At 71.0% G+C, this 15,453-nt stretch carries 11 protein-coding genes; 8 read left to right on the top strand and 3 right to left on the bottom strand.

The window, feature by feature from the left end; translation table 11 throughout:
- The first annotated feature begins 157 nt into the window (after positions 1–157).
- The 5 genes from ACFYW7_RS04060 to ACFYW7_RS04040 all read left to right on the top strand — a co-directional run bounded on the left by ACFYW7_RS04060 (position 158) and on the right by ACFYW7_RS04040 (position 5,386).
- Positions 158–1,078, top strand: coding sequence for a DUF6891 domain-containing protein (locus ACFYW7_RS04060; RefSeq protein WP_389497546.1), 921 nt, complete (start codon positions 158–160; stop codon positions 1,076–1,078).
- Positions 1,079–1,240: 162 nt separating this feature from the next.
- Positions 1,241–1,363 (top strand): hypothetical protein, encoded by a 123-nt coding sequence (locus ACFYW7_RS04055; protein WP_389497544.1) that lies wholly within the window; start codon positions 1,241–1,243, stop codon positions 1,361–1,363.
- A gap of 118 nt (positions 1,364–1,481) precedes the next feature.
- A complete protein-coding gene (locus tag ACFYW7_RS04050; RefSeq protein ID WP_389497542.1) occupies positions 1,482–2,075 on the top strand; it encodes a winged helix-turn-helix domain-containing protein in 594 nt (197 codons plus the stop codon).
- 149 nt (positions 2,076–2,224) lie between these two features.
- Positions 2,225–3,229 carry an NAD-dependent epimerase/dehydratase family protein gene (locus tag ACFYW7_RS04045; RefSeq protein WP_389497540.1) on the top strand — a complete coding sequence of 335 codons (1,005 nt, stop codon included), beginning with the start codon at positions 2,225–2,227 and terminating at the stop codon, positions 3,227–3,229.
- A gap of 594 nt (positions 3,230–3,823) precedes the next feature.
- Positions 3,824–5,386, top strand: coding sequence for a DUF1996 domain-containing protein (locus ACFYW7_RS04040; RefSeq protein WP_389497538.1), 1,563 nt, complete (start codon positions 3,824–3,826; stop codon positions 5,384–5,386).
- A 123-nt stretch (positions 5,387–5,509) separates the two neighbouring features.
- Here the strand turns inward: ACFYW7_RS04040 and ACFYW7_RS04035 are convergent, their stop codons facing one another.
- On the bottom strand, positions 5,510–5,974 hold the full coding sequence (locus tag ACFYW7_RS04035) for a hypothetical protein (protein ID WP_389497536.1): 465 nt from the start codon (positions 5,972–5,974) through the stop codon (positions 5,510–5,512).
- 156 nt (positions 5,975–6,130) lie between these two features.
- Here ACFYW7_RS04035 and ACFYW7_RS04030 point away from each other — a divergent pair, with 156 nt between their 5' ends.
- The 3 genes from ACFYW7_RS04030 to ACFYW7_RS04020 all read left to right on the top strand — a co-directional run bounded on the left by ACFYW7_RS04030 (position 6,131) and on the right by ACFYW7_RS04020 (position 9,446).
- Positions 6,131–6,649: a tetratricopeptide repeat protein gene (locus ACFYW7_RS04030; protein ID WP_389497534.1), complete on the top strand. Its 519-nt coding sequence runs from the start codon at positions 6,131–6,133 to the stop codon at positions 6,647–6,649.
- Positions 6,650–6,699: 50 nt separating this feature from the next.
- Positions 6,700–8,628 (top strand): hypothetical protein, encoded by a 1,929-nt coding sequence (locus ACFYW7_RS04025; RefSeq protein WP_389497532.1) that lies wholly within the window; start codon positions 6,700–6,702, stop codon positions 8,626–8,628.
- Positions 8,629–8,744: 116 nt separating this feature from the next.
- Positions 8,745–9,446 carry a TetR/AcrR family transcriptional regulator gene (locus tag ACFYW7_RS04020; RefSeq protein WP_389497529.1) on the top strand — a complete coding sequence of 234 codons (702 nt, stop codon included), beginning with the start codon at positions 8,745–8,747 and terminating at the stop codon, positions 9,444–9,446.
- 56 nt (positions 9,447–9,502) lie between these two features.
- Here ACFYW7_RS04020 and ACFYW7_RS04015 read toward each other — a convergent pair whose 3' ends face one another.
- Both ACFYW7_RS04015 and pulA read right to left on the bottom strand, forming a co-directional pair.
- Complete coding sequence (locus ACFYW7_RS04015; protein ID WP_389497526.1) at positions 9,503–9,868, bottom strand: 5-carboxymethyl-2-hydroxymuconate Delta-isomerase; 366 nt, start codon at positions 9,866–9,868, stop codon at positions 9,503–9,505.
- Between the two features lie 139 nt (positions 9,869–10,007).
- Positions 10,008–15,407 (bottom strand): pullulanase-type alpha-1,6-glucosidase, encoded by a 5,400-nt coding sequence (gene pulA / locus ACFYW7_RS04010; RefSeq protein WP_389498564.1) that lies wholly within the window; start codon positions 15,405–15,407, stop codon positions 10,008–10,010.
- Positions 15,408–15,453: the final 46 nt, after the last annotated feature.

The raw sequence follows: 15,453 nt of genomic DNA, 5'->3' as shown, positions 1-15,453 counted from the left end.
CAAGCCCCAACGTGTTGTGTGGCCGGCTCCACTTCCACCACCCCGGCCCCCCCCCAGTCGTTCCGCCGGCCCCCCCCCCCCGGGGGCCGGGGGGGGCCCCCCCCCCGCCGGGGGGCCCCCCCCTCGCGTTGTCGGTGGGTGGTGTCACAGTGGGGGCATGGAGATCGACGAGAGCCTGGCCGTCAGGATCGAGACGGAGAACGGGCGGACCCACACACGGATTTCGGCACCGGCCCTGCGCGAGCTGGTCGCACGGATCGGGGGCCGCGATGACCGGTTCCTCGTCGTACAGCGGATACCCGACATCCCCGACGTGTTCGCCCAGGTCTGGCACGAGACGGACGGGGACTACCGGCTGGAACACCGCCTGGGCGAGGAGGAGTTCTCCGGTACGAACCTCATGGACCGGGAACGGGTGGCGGACCTCCTGACCGGCTGGGCGCTGCGGCGCGAGGGCTGGGACGCGGGCGTGGACTGGCGGCCGGTGGACCTCGGACCGCGCGAGGAGGTGCCCGAACTGCCCGACGAGGTACGCGAGAAGGTCGAGGAGCGGGTACGGCTGTCGCTGCGCTGCGGCTACGACTCCCGGAAGGCGCTGGCGGAGACCGCCGAGGACTTCCTGGTCACCGCGGAGGAACGGCCGGTGTCGGGAGCGCAGGCCCGGCGGTTGACGGACCGGCTGTGGCGGGAACGGCTGGCCGAGCAGGAGACCTGGCAGGGGGTCACCGACCCCGAGCGGCTGACACTCGCCTTCGGCGCCCTGGAGGAGACCGGCATCACCGCCCGCGAGCACTTCACCTGCTGTCACAACTGCGGCATGACCGAGATCGGCGCCGAGCGGGAGGACGCCCGCGGTTTCGTGTTCTTCCACCGGCAGTCCACGGAGTCCGCCGCCGAGGGGCACGGACTGAGCCTCCACTACGGCGGGTTCGACGGCTCGGCGCGGACCACGACGGACGTCGGACACGAGGTCGTCGCCGCCCTCGTCGGCGCCGGACTGTCCGTGACCTGGGACGGCGACCCGGACCAGGCGATCGACGTGGCGCCCCTGGTCTGGCGCAGACGTCTGACGGGCTGACGGGGGCGAGGTCCTGTCGTCACCTTCCCGTCGTCGCCCGGAGGGCGGTCGCGGGGCAGGCGGGAAAGTGACGACAGGGCCTGGGCCGACTTCCCGCCAACGAGGTGTCCGAGCAGTGAGAGGAGGCTCCTGTCACGGGGCCTTGTCTGCTTCAATGGGGTCATGGCCATCTTCCAGAAGTGCACCGCGACGGGTCGCCATGACCTCGAGCCCTTCTGGCCCTCCCGTCAGCACCACGACTTCGACCGGGTGTGTTGCGGCGCGACGAACGCGCCGGCCCTCTAAAGCCGTACACCCCGGCCTTCGGCCAGCGCGCACGACGTACGTCCTCGACGGCTCCGACCACGAACTCGCGGTCGTCGAACCTCCCGACGAACTCCTCGCGCGAAAGAGCTGACCTCTCATGGCGATCACTCGTTCCCTGTCCTCCGTCCAGACAGCCTCCACCCCCGTGTCCTCGACCGCTCCGGGACGGCACCGACTGCGTGCCGTCGACCGGGACGAGGTGGTGGACGTCTCCGCCTTCCTGCCCCCCGGCGCCACGTGGCTGCCCGCGCCCCAGAACACGCTGCCCGTCCTGCCGGGGCAGCCGCCGATGATCGGCTACCTGGTGCTCGTACCGGCGGACCAGCAGTCCCTGGTACCGGTCGCCGTGACGGACCGGGCCGAGCCGCCGACCGCCGGAGCCGGTGACGACGGCGCCGAGCCGCTGGTCCGCGTCGACACCGTGCAGCGCACCGCCGAGGTGGACGGGCAGCCGCTGGACCTCACCTACCTGGAGTTCGAGCTGCTCGCGCATCTCGTCCGGCATCCGCACCGGGTGCACAGCCGCGACCAGTTGGTCTCCACCGTGTGGGGCTACGGACACGTCGGGGACGGGCGGACCGTCGACGTCCATGTCGCGCGGCTGCGCCGCAAGCTCGGCGCGCGACACCGGCAGGTGATCCAGACGGTCCGCCGCGTGGGCTACAAGTACACGCCCCCGACAGGCCGTTGACACCCGCGGACCTCCGCTGAACTCCCCGCCCGGCCACAGGACGACACCCGCGGCCGGGCGGCCGCGTTCCCGGCGGGCGCGCACCCGGCGGATCTTCTGTCAGCAGATTCCCGTGCGGCCGGACGGGTTTCCCGTGCAGAGTCGTCCCCATGACACGGAGACTTCTGATGCTGGGCGGTACGGAGTTCGTGGGACGCGCGGTCACGGAGGCGGCGCTCGGCAAGGGGTGGGAGGTCACCGTCTTCCACCGCGGACGGCACGAACCCCCGCCCGGCGTACGGTCGTTGCTGGGCGACCGCACCACGCCGGACGGGCTCGCGGCGCTGGCCGACGGCACGGGCGAGTGGGATGCCGTCGTGGACACCTGGTCGGGGGCGCCGCGGGCCGTCCTGGACGCGGCACGTCTGCTGGCCGGGCGGGTGGCCCGCCATGTGTACGTGTCCAGCAGTTCCGTGTACGCGTGGCCCGCCCCCGCCGGGTACGACGAGAACACGCCGCTCGTGGAAGGCGCGTCGGCCGAGGCGGACGGGACCGACTACGCCAGGAACAAGCGGGGCGGCGAACTGGCCGCGCTCGACGCCTTCGGCACCGGACGCTCGCTGTTCGTGCGGTCCGGGCTGATCCTCGGACCGTACGAGAACATCGGGCGGCTGCCGTGGTGGCTGAACCGGATCGCGGCGGGCGGACCCGTGCTCGCTCCGGGGCCGCGGGATCTGCCGCTCCAGTACATCGACGTCCGGGACCTCGCGGACTGGACGCTCGGGGCGGTGGAGGCGGAGCTCGACGGGGCGTACAACCTGGCGAGCCCCTCGGGGCACAGCACGATGGGGGCGCTGCTCGACGCGTGCGCGCGGGTCACCGGGGCGCGGGCCGATCTCCGCTGGACGGAGCCCGAGACCGTCCTGGCCGCCGGGATCGAACCGTGGACGCAACTGCCGGTGTGGGTACCGCCGGGAGGCGAGTACGCGGCCGCGCTGTACTCGGCGGACGTGTCCCGGGCCGTGCGCGCGGGGCTCCGGTGCCGGCCCGTCCAGGAGACCGTCGCCGACACCTGGAGCTGGCTCCGGTCACGCGGCGGCGTGGCGCCCGTGCGGGCCGACCGGCCGACGGTGGGACTGGATCCGGCGGTGGAGGCGAAGGTTCTGGGGATCTGAATTCCGGCAATTCCCGGCCCTGTCGACGTTCCGGCCCCCGAGCCCGCCCGCGCCCTGCGCGAGGGCCCTGCGCCGTGAGCGGCTTCTCCGGCCGGCGGACCCTTTCGCGGGTGCGCCGGCCGGCTCCGCACACCGGGGACGTACGACGCCGGGACCGTCTCCGTCAGCGGCTGCCACCCTCGCGGGTGGAGGCGCCCGGCGGGCCGCTCCGGGAGCGGGCCGGACCGGCGCCGGATCGACGGTTCCGCTCCAACTCCCTTGGCAGAAAAGGGCGATCGAGGTACACACCCGTCATCGGCCTCGGCAGGCGGGAGGTCCCGGACGAAGTCGGCCCGAGCGCCCCGGCGGCGGCTCGGGATGTCCGCCCGTCCGGCTTGCTGAATTTCAGTCAAAAAGCGCCGTCAAACCTGAATTCCGAGATCAACTCTCGTGAATTCGCGGGCTTCTGAGCCTATTGTGCCCGAATTGCTCTCATGGACTTCCAAGTTTTTTTCTGAGGCCCCTGAACACCCCACCCGCCACGTGCGTATGGAACGGAGCCGCTTCACTCCTGTCGGGCGCCTCGCTGCCCCGCAAGGAAGTCAGAGGAGTTCCATGGGACGCAACATACGAAAACGACGTTCGCCGCTGGCCGTTCGGGCCATTGCCGCGTCGGCAGCGCTCGCGATCGGTGGGGGTGGGCTTGTCTGGGCGAATTTCTACGCCTCGGCACACGAGAAGAACTCGACCACCAACACCACCAAGGCCGCCGGCGCACAGGTGGCGACCATCACCTGTCCGGACGTCGGGCAGAAGCTGTCCAACGTGCCCAAGCAGGCACGGGGTGAGGTCGACGGAGAGCTGGCGACGCTCGACCAGCAGATCACCGCCGCCTACCAGCGGCTGGCCACCACCCGGGACGCGCAGACGAGGGACGCGAGTTTCGTTCAGAACTCCATCCTCACGCCGCTGAAGCAGAACCGGTCGGTGATCCTCGACCGGATCAAGCTGGAGATCAACCGGGTCGGCGGAAAGGCTCCGGGCTGGCTCGACGGTCTCTCCAACTGCACGGGGACCCCCGCCGACCAGACGAACGCCGGTGGGCAGAACAACGGCGGCGGCGCCGCGGCCAGTCCGTCCGCCAGCGCGTCCGCCGGTGCGGGTGCCGGAGCGGGTGCGGGTGCGGGTGCCGGAGCGGGTGCCGGCGCGAGCGCGAGTGCCCCCGCCGGTGGCGCTCAGGCGGGCAACGGCGGCCAGGCCGGCAACGGTCCGGTGGCGGCCGACTTCGTGGACATCACGAAGGTCCAGGCGAACGTGCCCGCCAAGGCCCGGACGCAGGCGGCCGGTTCCGCGGGGACGTTCACGTCGTCCTGCGGTGTCAACGCCAACAAGAAGTTCAACACCGACAACGTGATCGTGGCGCCCGGTGTCACCAACGGCGCGCACCACCTGCACGACTACGTCGGCAACCAGTCGAACGACGCCTTCGCCAACAACGACAAGTTCGCGGCGGCCCAGACGTCCTGCGCCAACCAGGGCGACAAGTCGTCGTACTACTGGCCGGTCGTGCGTATCCAGAACGGTACGCAGGACTTCGACCAGAACAACGACGGTGGCGGCAAGGAACTGAACGTCGGCCAGATCCAGCAGGTCCGGCAGGCGCAGATCAAGTTCGTCGGCAACGCGAAGAGCAAGGTCGTCGCGATGCCGAAGTTCCTGCGGATCATCACCGGTGACGCGAAGACCACGACCAACGGTCTCGCCAACGCCAACGCCCACTGGAGCTGCACCGGCTTCGAGAACAAGGTGCAGCTGACGGCGCAGTACCCGATCTGCCCCCGCGGCAGCAACGTGGTCCGCACCTTCGCCTTCCAGAGCTGCTGGGACGGCGTGAACGCCGACAGCGCGAACCACCGTACCCACGTGGCCTTCGCCGACGCCCAGGGCAACTGCGCGAACGGCTTCAAGGCCATTCCGCAGCTGACGATGAAGCTGGTCTACGGCTTCCGGGCCCCGACCCTCACCAACGGGCAGATCAAGAACGCCTACGCGGTGGACGGTTTCCCGGAGCAGCTGCACAAGCCCACCACCGACCACGACGACTTCATCAACGTCTTCGACGACGCCCTGATGAACAAGATGGTCACCTGCATCAACAGCGGCAAGCGCTGCAAGTAGCCCCCATGAGAAAGGCCGGTGGCGGGATCTCCCGCCACCGGCCTTTCTTTTGTCTCCTCTTTCGTTCCCGGTCCTCCGGCTCCCCGGCTCCCCGGCTCCCCGGCTCCCCGGCTCCCGCCCGGTCTAGCCGCTGTGGTGACCCGAGTGCCCCGTCTCGGTTCCCGCGCCGTCGCCGCCTCCCGCGTGGTGCGAGACGCCCTGCTCCAGGTTCCCGCCGAGCCGGCCGCGCAGGCTCGTCACCATCTTCTGGTCCCCGACGGCGACCCACTTGGCGCCCACCAGGTACGACCCGCCGTAGTCCTTGGCCCCGTCGAGCCACTCGCGCTGGCCGCGGTCGGTGGCGAACGTCGCCAGGATGAACTTGCCCGAGCTGATCTTGCAGACGCCCTGGCGGATCTCGTCCGCGTCGGTCTGGATGTCCGGCTTGCACTTCACCTCTGCCGCGAGGTCCTCCAGGCTGCCGGTCGCCGTGGCCGGGACGGTCTCCTTCGCCGCCCCGCCCTCGTCGTCCGAGCCTCCGCAGCCGGTCAGTGCCAGCAGGACGGCCACGGCCGCCCCGGCCAGAAGCTTCTCGCGTGTCAACCTCATACGTTCCTCCGGTACCTGTCGGCGTTCACGCCGAGGAGAGCCCCGGCGAGGGCTCTGCCTTCGATACGGCTCCCGGCGGCGCCGTGCTCAATCGGCCACCGCCCCAGGCGGTGAACCCGATACCGCGAGGGGCACAGCCGTGCGAGGGTGTCACCCGTGAACGAAGACTGGGAAGAGCGTACGACGGCGGCCTGGGCCCGCTTCGACGACTACGAGGAAGAGCGGGCCGCGGAGTTCCGGGCGGTGATCGACTCCCTCGTCTCCGAACTGCCCGCGGACAGTCCGCTGGCCCCCTTCGAGCGGGCCTGCGCCTGGGACTCGACGGGCCACTCCGACCTCGCCGTGCCGCTGTACCGGGAGGCGCTGGCCCGCGGCCTGAGCGGGTACCGGGGCCGGCGCGCGAAGATCCAGCTCGCCAGCTCGCTGCGGAACCTCGGGCAGCCGGACGAGGGCGTCAAGCTCCTCGCCCCCGAACTGGTCGCCCCCTCGGACGAGTTGGACGACGCCGTACGGGCCTGTCTGGCGCTCTGTCTCGCCGACCTCGGCCGTGAACGCGAGGGCCTCTCCCTGGTGATCGGCGCGCTCGCCCCCCATCTGCCGCGCTACCAGCGGTCGATGGCCAACTACGCGCGGCTGCTCGTGGAGCCCCGGGACCCGGAGGACCCCGGGCACTGAGCCGCCGGGGCGGCCGGTGACCATCCGACGATTCGCTCGTTCTGCTGAACGTGCAGTCACAGGATGTAGCCCCGCGCCCCGCAGCCTCCTCCGGAGCGGTCGTCGACGTCGAGCAGGCCGAGGCCGCGCTCGTCGAGCACTACCCGCGGCTGGTCCGGCTCGCCTATCTGATCCTTCCGCCGAGCCTCGGCCGCAACCGCCGGGTGCTGACCGCGCACGCCCTCACCCAGCGGGCGCTGCCGCGCGGCCGGACCTCGGGCGACGCCTCGGTCATCCCGGCGCAGCAGAGCGGCGGCGGCCGCGAGAGCGACCCGGGCTACGCCTTCGTACGCCTCCAGGTGGTGCGTACGGCGCTGGAGGCGGGACTGCCGTTGCGGCGGCGGGCCTGGCCCAAGCGGTCCCAGCTGCCGCCCCTGCTCCCCCACGTGTGGGGTCTGCGGCTCTTCCCGCGCTCGGGCGGAGCCGACGAACTGGCCCTGGACCAGCGGCTGTCCGCGCTCTCGGGGCCGGCCCGCGCCGGGTACGTGCTGCGCGGTCTGGAGAAGCTGTCCGACGCGAACCTGTGCAGGATGCTGGCCGCGGCGGGTGTCGCGAACCCGGCCGCCGCGCTGAAGGAGGCCTCGGCCGTCGAGCCGCGGGACGCCCTGCTCGGATCGCCCGAGTTCGACCCTTGTTCGCTGCACGCCCGGCCCACCGACCTGATGCGGCGCAGGCAGCATCTGAAGGCGGCACTCGCCGCCACCGCGGCCGTGGTCGTGTGCGGCGCGCTGCTCGGGCTGCCGGGCGACGGCTGGGGCCCGGACGGCGCGGCGGCGCCCTCCTACGCGCAGAACCCGGCTGCCGAGGCCGCCCTCGACCCGGCCCGTCTCGAGCGGGTGCCGGCCACGGCCTGGGAGTCGTCCGCGCGCACCGACTTCTCCGTGTGGCCGGCCCGCGGCGGCCTCGTCAAGGACACCGCGCTGCTGCGCCGCGCGCTGGCCGTCTGGGCCAGGCCCGGCGAGTCCGTGCAGGTCTCGGCGACGCCCGGGACCCCTTCGGGCGCCCCGCCCGGACCGCCCCAGCTGCTGTACGCGGGCGAGGTCGACCAGGCGCGGGTGGTGCTGCTGCACGACGGTCTGCGCATCGCCCGCTACGCCGAGCCGAAGGACGGCACGGGCGGCGCCGCCCTCGACTTCGCGCGGGTCGACGGGGCGCGCGGGGCCGAGGCGAGCGCTGTGGTGCTGGGACGGGCCGACGGCAACGTCCGTTATCTGACCGCCCCCTGGGTGAAGCGGGCCGCCGAGCGCGATCTGCTGAAGCCGTCGGCGGGGGCGATGGACCTGACCCTGTCCGCGGACGGCGCCACCTCCCCGCTGGCCGGCCCGCCGCAGTCCGGCACGTGCACCTCGTGGAACGTGCTCCAGATCAAGGACGGTTCCGGCAGCCGTCTGCTGACCGACCTCGGCGAGCTGATCCCGGCCCACCTCACCTCGGGTCGGCCCGGCGCGCCCCGGGAGGCGGCGGGCGCCGCGGATCTGCGCGACTGGGCACCGTTCGCGTGCTCGCTGGCCTCCGTGCGTTCGGGGGGCGTGCGCACCGTGAACGCCTGGCGGTTCGCGCGCCAGCCGCTGCCCGACGGGAGCGGACCGGCGGACTGGGTGTGCACCCGGGCCGACACCTGGCGGGGCGGCGGCACCCGGGTGCAGGCACAGTTCCGCACTCCGGGCGGACCGTACGGGGCGGTCGCCGCGAAGGCCGAGAACTCCCCGGCGTGCGGCTCCCGCGATCCCCATGTGCTGGCCGGGGTGCTGTGGAAGTCGGGTGCGGGGGCCTGGTACCTCCTCGCGGCCGGGAGCGCGGACACGGCGTCGGTCGACGCGACGGGCGGGGTGCGCGGGTCGGCGCGGGGCCCCCTCCTCACCGTACGGACGAAGCAGGGGGCGCAGGCCGAACTGAAGGGGACGCTGGAGGACGGCCGGGGCATCACGGGGCTGCGCTGAGCGGTGCGGCCGTTCCGTGTTCCGCGGAGGTCCTGTGGGCGAATCGTGCCCGCCAGGTGAACATCGACCCTCGGGCCGGCCCGTTCGGGGCCTGATCCGATCGGTAAGGTGTTCGCATGACTACCGGGGTTCGCCGCAGGATGGGTGTCGAGGAGCGACGGCAGCAGTTGATCGGCGTCGCCCTCGATCTGTTCAGCCGACGCTCGCCCGACGAGGTCTCCATCGACGAGATAGCCTCGGTCGCGGGCATCTCACGACCACTCGTGTACCACTACTTCCCCGGCAAACTCAGCCTGTACGAGGCCGCGTTGCAGCGCGCCGCCGACGATCTCGCGGGCAGGTTCGTGGAGCCCCGCGAGGGGCCGCTGGGGGCCCGGCTGCTGCGGGTGATGCGCCGGTTCTTCGACTTCGTGGACGACCACGGCCCCGGTTTCGCCGCGTTGATGCGGGGCGGCCCGGCCGTCGGCTCGTCCACCACCAACGCCCTCGTCGACGCGGTGCGGCAGGCCGCGTACCTCCAGGTCCTGTCGCACCTGGAGATCGAGGAACCGCCCGCCCGGCTGGAGCTGGTGATCCGCTCCTGGATCTCGCTCGTCGAGTCGACCGCGCTGATCTGGCTGGACGGGCGGCGGATTCCGCGCCGCGAGCTGGAGGTGCAGCTCGTGCAGGACTTCGCGGCCCTGGCGGCGGTGAGCGCCGCCCACGACGCGGAGGTCGCCGAAGTGCTGCGCGGGGGTCTCAGGAACGAGCCGGGCGACGGGCCGTTCACCGACCTCGCCGTCCGGCTGCTCGCGCTCGCCTCGCCGCCCGCGCCGTAGGAACGGTCGCGGGCCCCGGCCCCGCACGGTCCGCGCCCCGTCCCCGGGCCGGGGGACTACGCCACGAACTTGCGGTACGACGGGTCGAGGTCGCGCACCTCGGCGGACACGTACAGAGTGACCCCGTCCGTGGGCTCGATGTGTTTGCGCAGCAGGTCCAGCGTGGCCTCGGAGAGCTCAGCCTTGGTCTCCTCGCTGCGGCCGGCCAGCAGTCCGATGGTGACGTGGACGATGGCGGGACCACCCGTGCCCGTGGCCACCGCATCCCCCACAGCCTCGTACTCGCCCCGCAGGGTGAGCAACTTGCACGCCTCCAGCCGCGCGTCCGCGATCTCGACGATCAGGGGGTGCAGCGCGAGCGCGAACGCGCCCCATTCGACGTGGTCGAGGGCTGGGGAGGTCTCGACGATGATCTGCGGCATGGGCGCTCCTGTTCCCTGGAAGGTCCCGGTCAGCCTAGCCGCAGGGCCGGAAAGACGGCGGGGGCGGATCCGGTCCCGAATGTGTTCCGGGTGTCCGGCTCCGCCCCCACCGGGTCAGGCCGCTGTCACGGGGTCGCTGTCACGAGGTCCGGGTGAACACCGCCACCGTGCGGGCCGGGACGGTGAAGGAGCCCGTGCCCTTCGTGTAGGACGAGGACTTGACGACCGGGTCCGCGCCCGCCGCCTGCACCGGGTGCAGCTTGTACCCGGTACCGGCCAGGGAGCCGACGGCCTGCTTCTGCTTCTCCGGGGTCGCGTTGAAGACGATCACGAGGTCGCCGAGGCGCACGGTGATCACTCCGGCCGTCTCTTCCTTCCCGGACAGCGGGAAGGAGAGCTTCGACTGCACCTCGCCTGCCGTGGAGAGCGAGAAGACCTTCTCGTTCGTACGGATGCGCTGCAGGTCCTGGTACGCGGCCGAGGCGCCGCCGATCTGGGCGCAGCCCACCGAGACGGTCGTCAACAAGGGCTTCGCGTAGGGCCACTTGGAGGTGTTGTCGGCGGCCGGCGGCAGTCCGCGACCGAATCCGTTGCCGTCCTGGCAGTTCCAGTGGATGGCGTTGAACCAGTCACCGCTGTCGAAGGAGTTGCGGTCCAGGGACTTGGAGCGCAGCAGGTCGGAGCCCGCCTGGGAGAGGGACGGACCCTGCGAGAGGGTGGCCGTCGCCATCGCCAGGACCTGCATCCGGGCCCGGTCCGCGGCGCTCGTCGTCGCGGGCAGCTTGTACGTCAGCGCGTCGAAGAGCGACTCGTTGTCGTGGGCGTCGGCGTAGGCGAGCGCGTCACCCGGCGCGGCCGCGTAACCGGCGGGCTGTCCGTTGTAGTCGACCTCGGAGCCCTTGACCTCCTTGCCGGCGGAGTCGGTGAAGCGGTACGCCGCCAGGTTGCCGCTCAGGCCGACCTTGATGAGGTCCTGGTAGTGCAGCAGGCGGGCCTTCTGCTCGGCCGTGGTGCCGTTGGCCGTGGAGGAGTTGGGGTCGGTGTACAGGCCCGAGGCGAAGCCCTGGACGCCGGGGTCGGAGTCGAAGGGGCCGCCGCCGCGGACGGCGTCGCGGGCGCGGTCGGAGAAGGTCGCGATGCCCGTCCCCGCCATGTTCTTCTGGGTGGCCTGGACGAACCGGGCGTCGTCGGCGACCTCACCGAAGTTCCAGCCCTCGCCGTACAGGATGATCTTCTTGCCGTCGACGCCGTCCTTCGCGGGGGTGAGCCCGTCCAGGGCCTTCCGGACCGCGAGGATGTTGGCCTTGGGGTGGTGTCCCATGAGGTCGAAGCGGAAGCCGTCGACCTTGTACTCCTTGGCCCAGGTGACGATCGAGTCGACCACCAGCTTGCCCATCATGGCGTTCTCGGTCGCCGTGTTGGAGCAGCAGGTGGAGTTGGCCACGCTGCCGTCGGCGAGGAGCCGCTGGTAGTAGCCGGGGACGACCTTGTCGAGGACGCTGGTGTCGGCCTGGCCGCTGGCGGCGGTGTGGTTGTAGACCACGTCCATGACGACCCGCAGGCCGTCCTCGTTCAGCGACTTGACCATCCTGCGGAACTCGACCGTGCGTCCGGTGCCGTCGGGGTCGGTGGCGTAGGAGCCCTCGGGGACCGTGTAGTGGTACGGGTCGTAGCCCCAGTTGTAGGCGTCCTTGGCGGCGGTCTTCGCCACGCACTCCTGCTGCTTCTCGGAGTCGGCGGCGTAGGAGGCGAGGTCGCAGTCGGTGGACTGCTGGTCCGCCTTCTTCTCGGGAACGGTGGCCATGTCGAAGACGGGCAGCAGGTGCACGTACGAGGTGCCGGACGCGGCCAGCTTCCTCAGATGCTTCGAGCCGTCGCTGTTCTTGTCGGCGAAGGCGAGGTAGGTGCCCTTGTCCTTCGCGGGGACGGTCTTGTCCGCCACCGAGAAGTCGCGGACGTGCAGTTCCTGGATCTGCGCGTCCTTCAGCGCCACGGCCTTGGGCTTCTTGAGCGAGGACCAGCCGGACGGGGCGAGGGACTTGGCGTCGAGGTCGACGACCAGGCTCTGCTTCGAGTCGGTGGTCAGGGCCACCGAGTACGGGTCGGTCACCTTGTTGGTGACGATCTTCCGGGTGGTCGGCGCCCACACCTTCACGGTGTAGCGGTAGGGCTTGCCCGTCCAGGACTTCTTCCCCGTGACGGACCAGACACCGCTGGTGCCGTCGCGCTTCATGGCGACGGTGGAGCCGTCGAGGTCGAGGCTCACGGACTGGGCGGTCGGGGCCCACACCGAGAGGGTGGGGACACCGTCGCGGAAGACCGGCCCGAGGTGCGCCTTCGACGCGGGGTACAGGTCGTCGAGGGCTCCGGCGATCTGCACGCCGGTCGCCGCGAGCACGGCGCCGTTCGCGGCCCGCTGCGAGGCGACGAGCTGGCCGCCGAGCGCGGAGCGCACCCGGTCGCGGTCGCGCGGGTCGACGGTCCAGGCGGTGTACGCCTTCAGGTGCGGGTACTTGGCCTTCTGGGCGTCGGTGAGGGTGGTCTTGGACAGCCGCAGCCAGCGCTCGTCGTCGCTGGTCAGCCCGCCGCCCTTGACGGCGATCGAGCCGTCGTGGGAGGAGAGGAGCTGGGTGGACACCGCGGCGTCGGAGCCGTTCCAGGCGACCGTGTACCGGTCGATCCAGACGGCCTTGGACGTGGTCAGGTCGAGTGCGGCCGCGCTGCCCTTGGGCTGCGGCAGCAGGTACTTCTCCTGGCCGCCCAGCAGCCACACCTCGTGGCCGTTCGCCGTGATGTCCAGCGACTGGTCGGTGGGCAGGTCCTTGTCGTCGCCCTTGTGGAGGATGTAGCTCAGGCTGGTGGCACCCTCGGCGAGCGGCACCTCGTACACGGCGCCGTAGGCGTCGGTGCGCACCGGCTCCAGGGGCTTCGTCCAGTCCGTGGGCGCCGCGGCGCCGGTCCAGGTGTGCAGACCCCAGCCGGCGTAGTCGCCGTCGGCGCGGTGGTAGTGCAGGACCGCCTTGGTCCTGTCCTGGGCGGGCAGGTCGGGCTGCTCGGTCAGGACGGTGTCCTTGCCCTGCTCGACCCAGATCTCGCCCGTCTTGGTGACGTCGATGGTGCGGTCGGACGAGACGTCCTTGTTGCCGTCCTTGTCGATGACCAGGAAGCCGACGCTGGAGGCTCCGGGCTTCAGCTTCACGTAGGCGAAGGAGCCGTAGGCGTCGCGGCCGACGAAGTCGTGTCCGGCGGGCCAGGTGGTGGACTCGCCGTCGGCGAGGTCGCCCCAGGCGTAGAGGCGCCAGTCGGTGTAGTCGTCGTCGGTGCGCTTGTAGTGGACGACCGCGTAGTCGCGCGAGGAGGCCGTCGGGATCTCGGCGGCGGGCACGGTGCCGGTGGTGGAACCGGCCGTGGCGCTCGCGGTGCGGCCGGCCGAGTCGACGACGACGGCCTTGTAGCGCAGGGCGGTTCCGGCCGGTACGTCCGCGCCGATGGCCTGGGTGACCTTGTACGGGGCGTGGTCGGCGGAGCCGAGGGTGCGCCAGGAGCCGTTGCCGACCTGGGCGGCGAAGACGACCCGGTCGAGCTGTCCGCCGGAGACGTCCGCCGAGAGTTCGACGGTCCCGGTGGCGCCCGCCTCGGGGGCCTTCAGGGTCAGGGTCGGCTTCGAGGCGGGGGTGCCGAGCCGGCCCGCGGCCTTGAGGACGATCGACGAACCGGCCGGGACGGTGACCGTGACCTTCTTGTCCGCGTCACTCTTGACCGAGGGCGAAGTGCCGTAGACCGTGCGGAAGTCCATGTTCGCCGAGCCTGTCGCGAACGTCGCCTCCTTCGCCTCGTCGGCGTTGTTCACGGCGACGACGTACTCGGTCCCGGTCTTCGCGTCCGTGCGGGAGAAGGCGTACACACCGGCGCCGTCCGCGGCGTACCGCTCCGTCTGGACGCCGTCCGCGAGGGCCGGGTTGTCCTTGCGGAGCTTGGAGAGAGCGCTGATCTGCCGGTAGAGCGGCGCCTTCGTGTCGTAGGCGTCGCTCGCGTGGGTGCGGGCGGTGCCGATCTCGTCGTCGTCGAGGTAGTCGGCGATCTTGGAGGCGAACATCGTCTGCCGGGCGTCCTTGTCGCCGCCGGAGCCGGTGAAGCCCTGCTCGTCGCCGTAGTAGACGACCGGGTTGCCACGGCTGAGGAACATCAGCTCGTTGGCCAGCTCGTCCTTCTTCAGCAGCTCGGCGTCGCTCGCCTTCGGGTTGTCCTGGTTCAGGAAGTACCCGATGCGGCCCATGTCGTGGTTGCCGAGGAAGTTGACCTGCTCGTAGGCGTTGGCCTTGTCGGTCGTGTACTTGTAGTCGTCGCCGAAGACGGACGCCAGCTTCCGCGCGCTGCCGCCCTGCGAGGCGTAGCTGCGGGCCGCGTCCTGGAAGGGGAAGTCGAGCGTGGCGTCGAGACGGCCCTGGGTGACGTAGGGCGAGGTGATCGAGGTGTCGGCGGAGTAGACCTCGCCGAACATGAAGAAGTCCTTGCGCCCGTGCTTGGCGGCGTACGCGTCGAGGGCGGTCGCCCACTGCGTCCAGAACTCCATGTTCACGTGCTTCACGGTGTCGATCCGGAAGCCGTCGATGCCGAAGTCCCTGACCCACTTCTCGTAGATCTTCTCCATGCCGCTGACGACCTCGGGACGCTCGGTCCACAGGTCGTCGAGGCCGGAGAAGTCGCCGTACGTGGTGGACTCACCGGCGTAGGTGGAGTCGCCGCGGTTGGTGTACATCGTCGAGTCGTTGAGCCACGACGGGACCTTGACGTTCTTCTTCGCGGCGGGAACCGCCGGCGTCCGGGGGAAGGAGCCGGAGCCCACCGACGGGAATCCCTTGGCACCGGCCGCGTAGTCCGCGTCGTCGAACGGCCTGCCGTCCTTGGTGAGGTACGGGAAGGCGCCCTTGGAGAGGTAGTTGTAGGACTTCTCCTCGTAGTCGACGACATCGGCCGTGTGGTTGGTGATGACGTCGAAGAAGACCTTCATGCCCTTGCCGTGGGCCTTGGAGATCAGCGTCTGAAGGTCCTTGTTGGTGCCGAAGTGCGGGTCGACCTTGGTGAAGTCGGTGATCCAGTAGCCGTGGTAGGCCGCCGAGGCGTCCTTGCCGGTGCCCTGGACGGGCTGGTTCTTGAAGATCGGCGCCATCCAGATGGCGGTGGTGCCGAGGCCCTTGATGTAGTCGAGCCGCTTCGTCAGGCCCTTGAGGTCACCGCCCTGGTAGAAGCCCTTGTCGGTGGGGTCGTACCCGGTCGACATCCTCGAACCGGTCAGACCGCCCTCGTCATTGGACGTGTCGCCGTTGGCGAAACGATCCGGCATCACGAAGTAGAACTGGTCACGGGTGACGTCGTGCCGCGTCGGCGCGGCGGCGAGCTTCGCGTCCGACGGCGGTGCGGGCGGGGTCTGGGCCCGCGCCACAAGGGGTTGCGCAAGCGATACGGCCAATGCGGCGGCGAGGACGGCTGCTCGCAGCCTGGGACGGCTGGTGCGGCCTGCCGTCCCTCTCGGTATCAGGTCCACAGTCGTGAACTCCTAGCGATTACGGCGTACTCGGGTCCGA

The sequence above is a fragment of the Streptomyces sp. NPDC002580 genome, from assembly GCF_042889485.1.
Taxonomy (GTDB): Bacteria; Actinomycetota; Actinomycetes; order Streptomycetales; family Streptomycetaceae; genus Streptomyces.
This window is presented reverse-complemented; position numbering and strand designations above follow the sequence as displayed.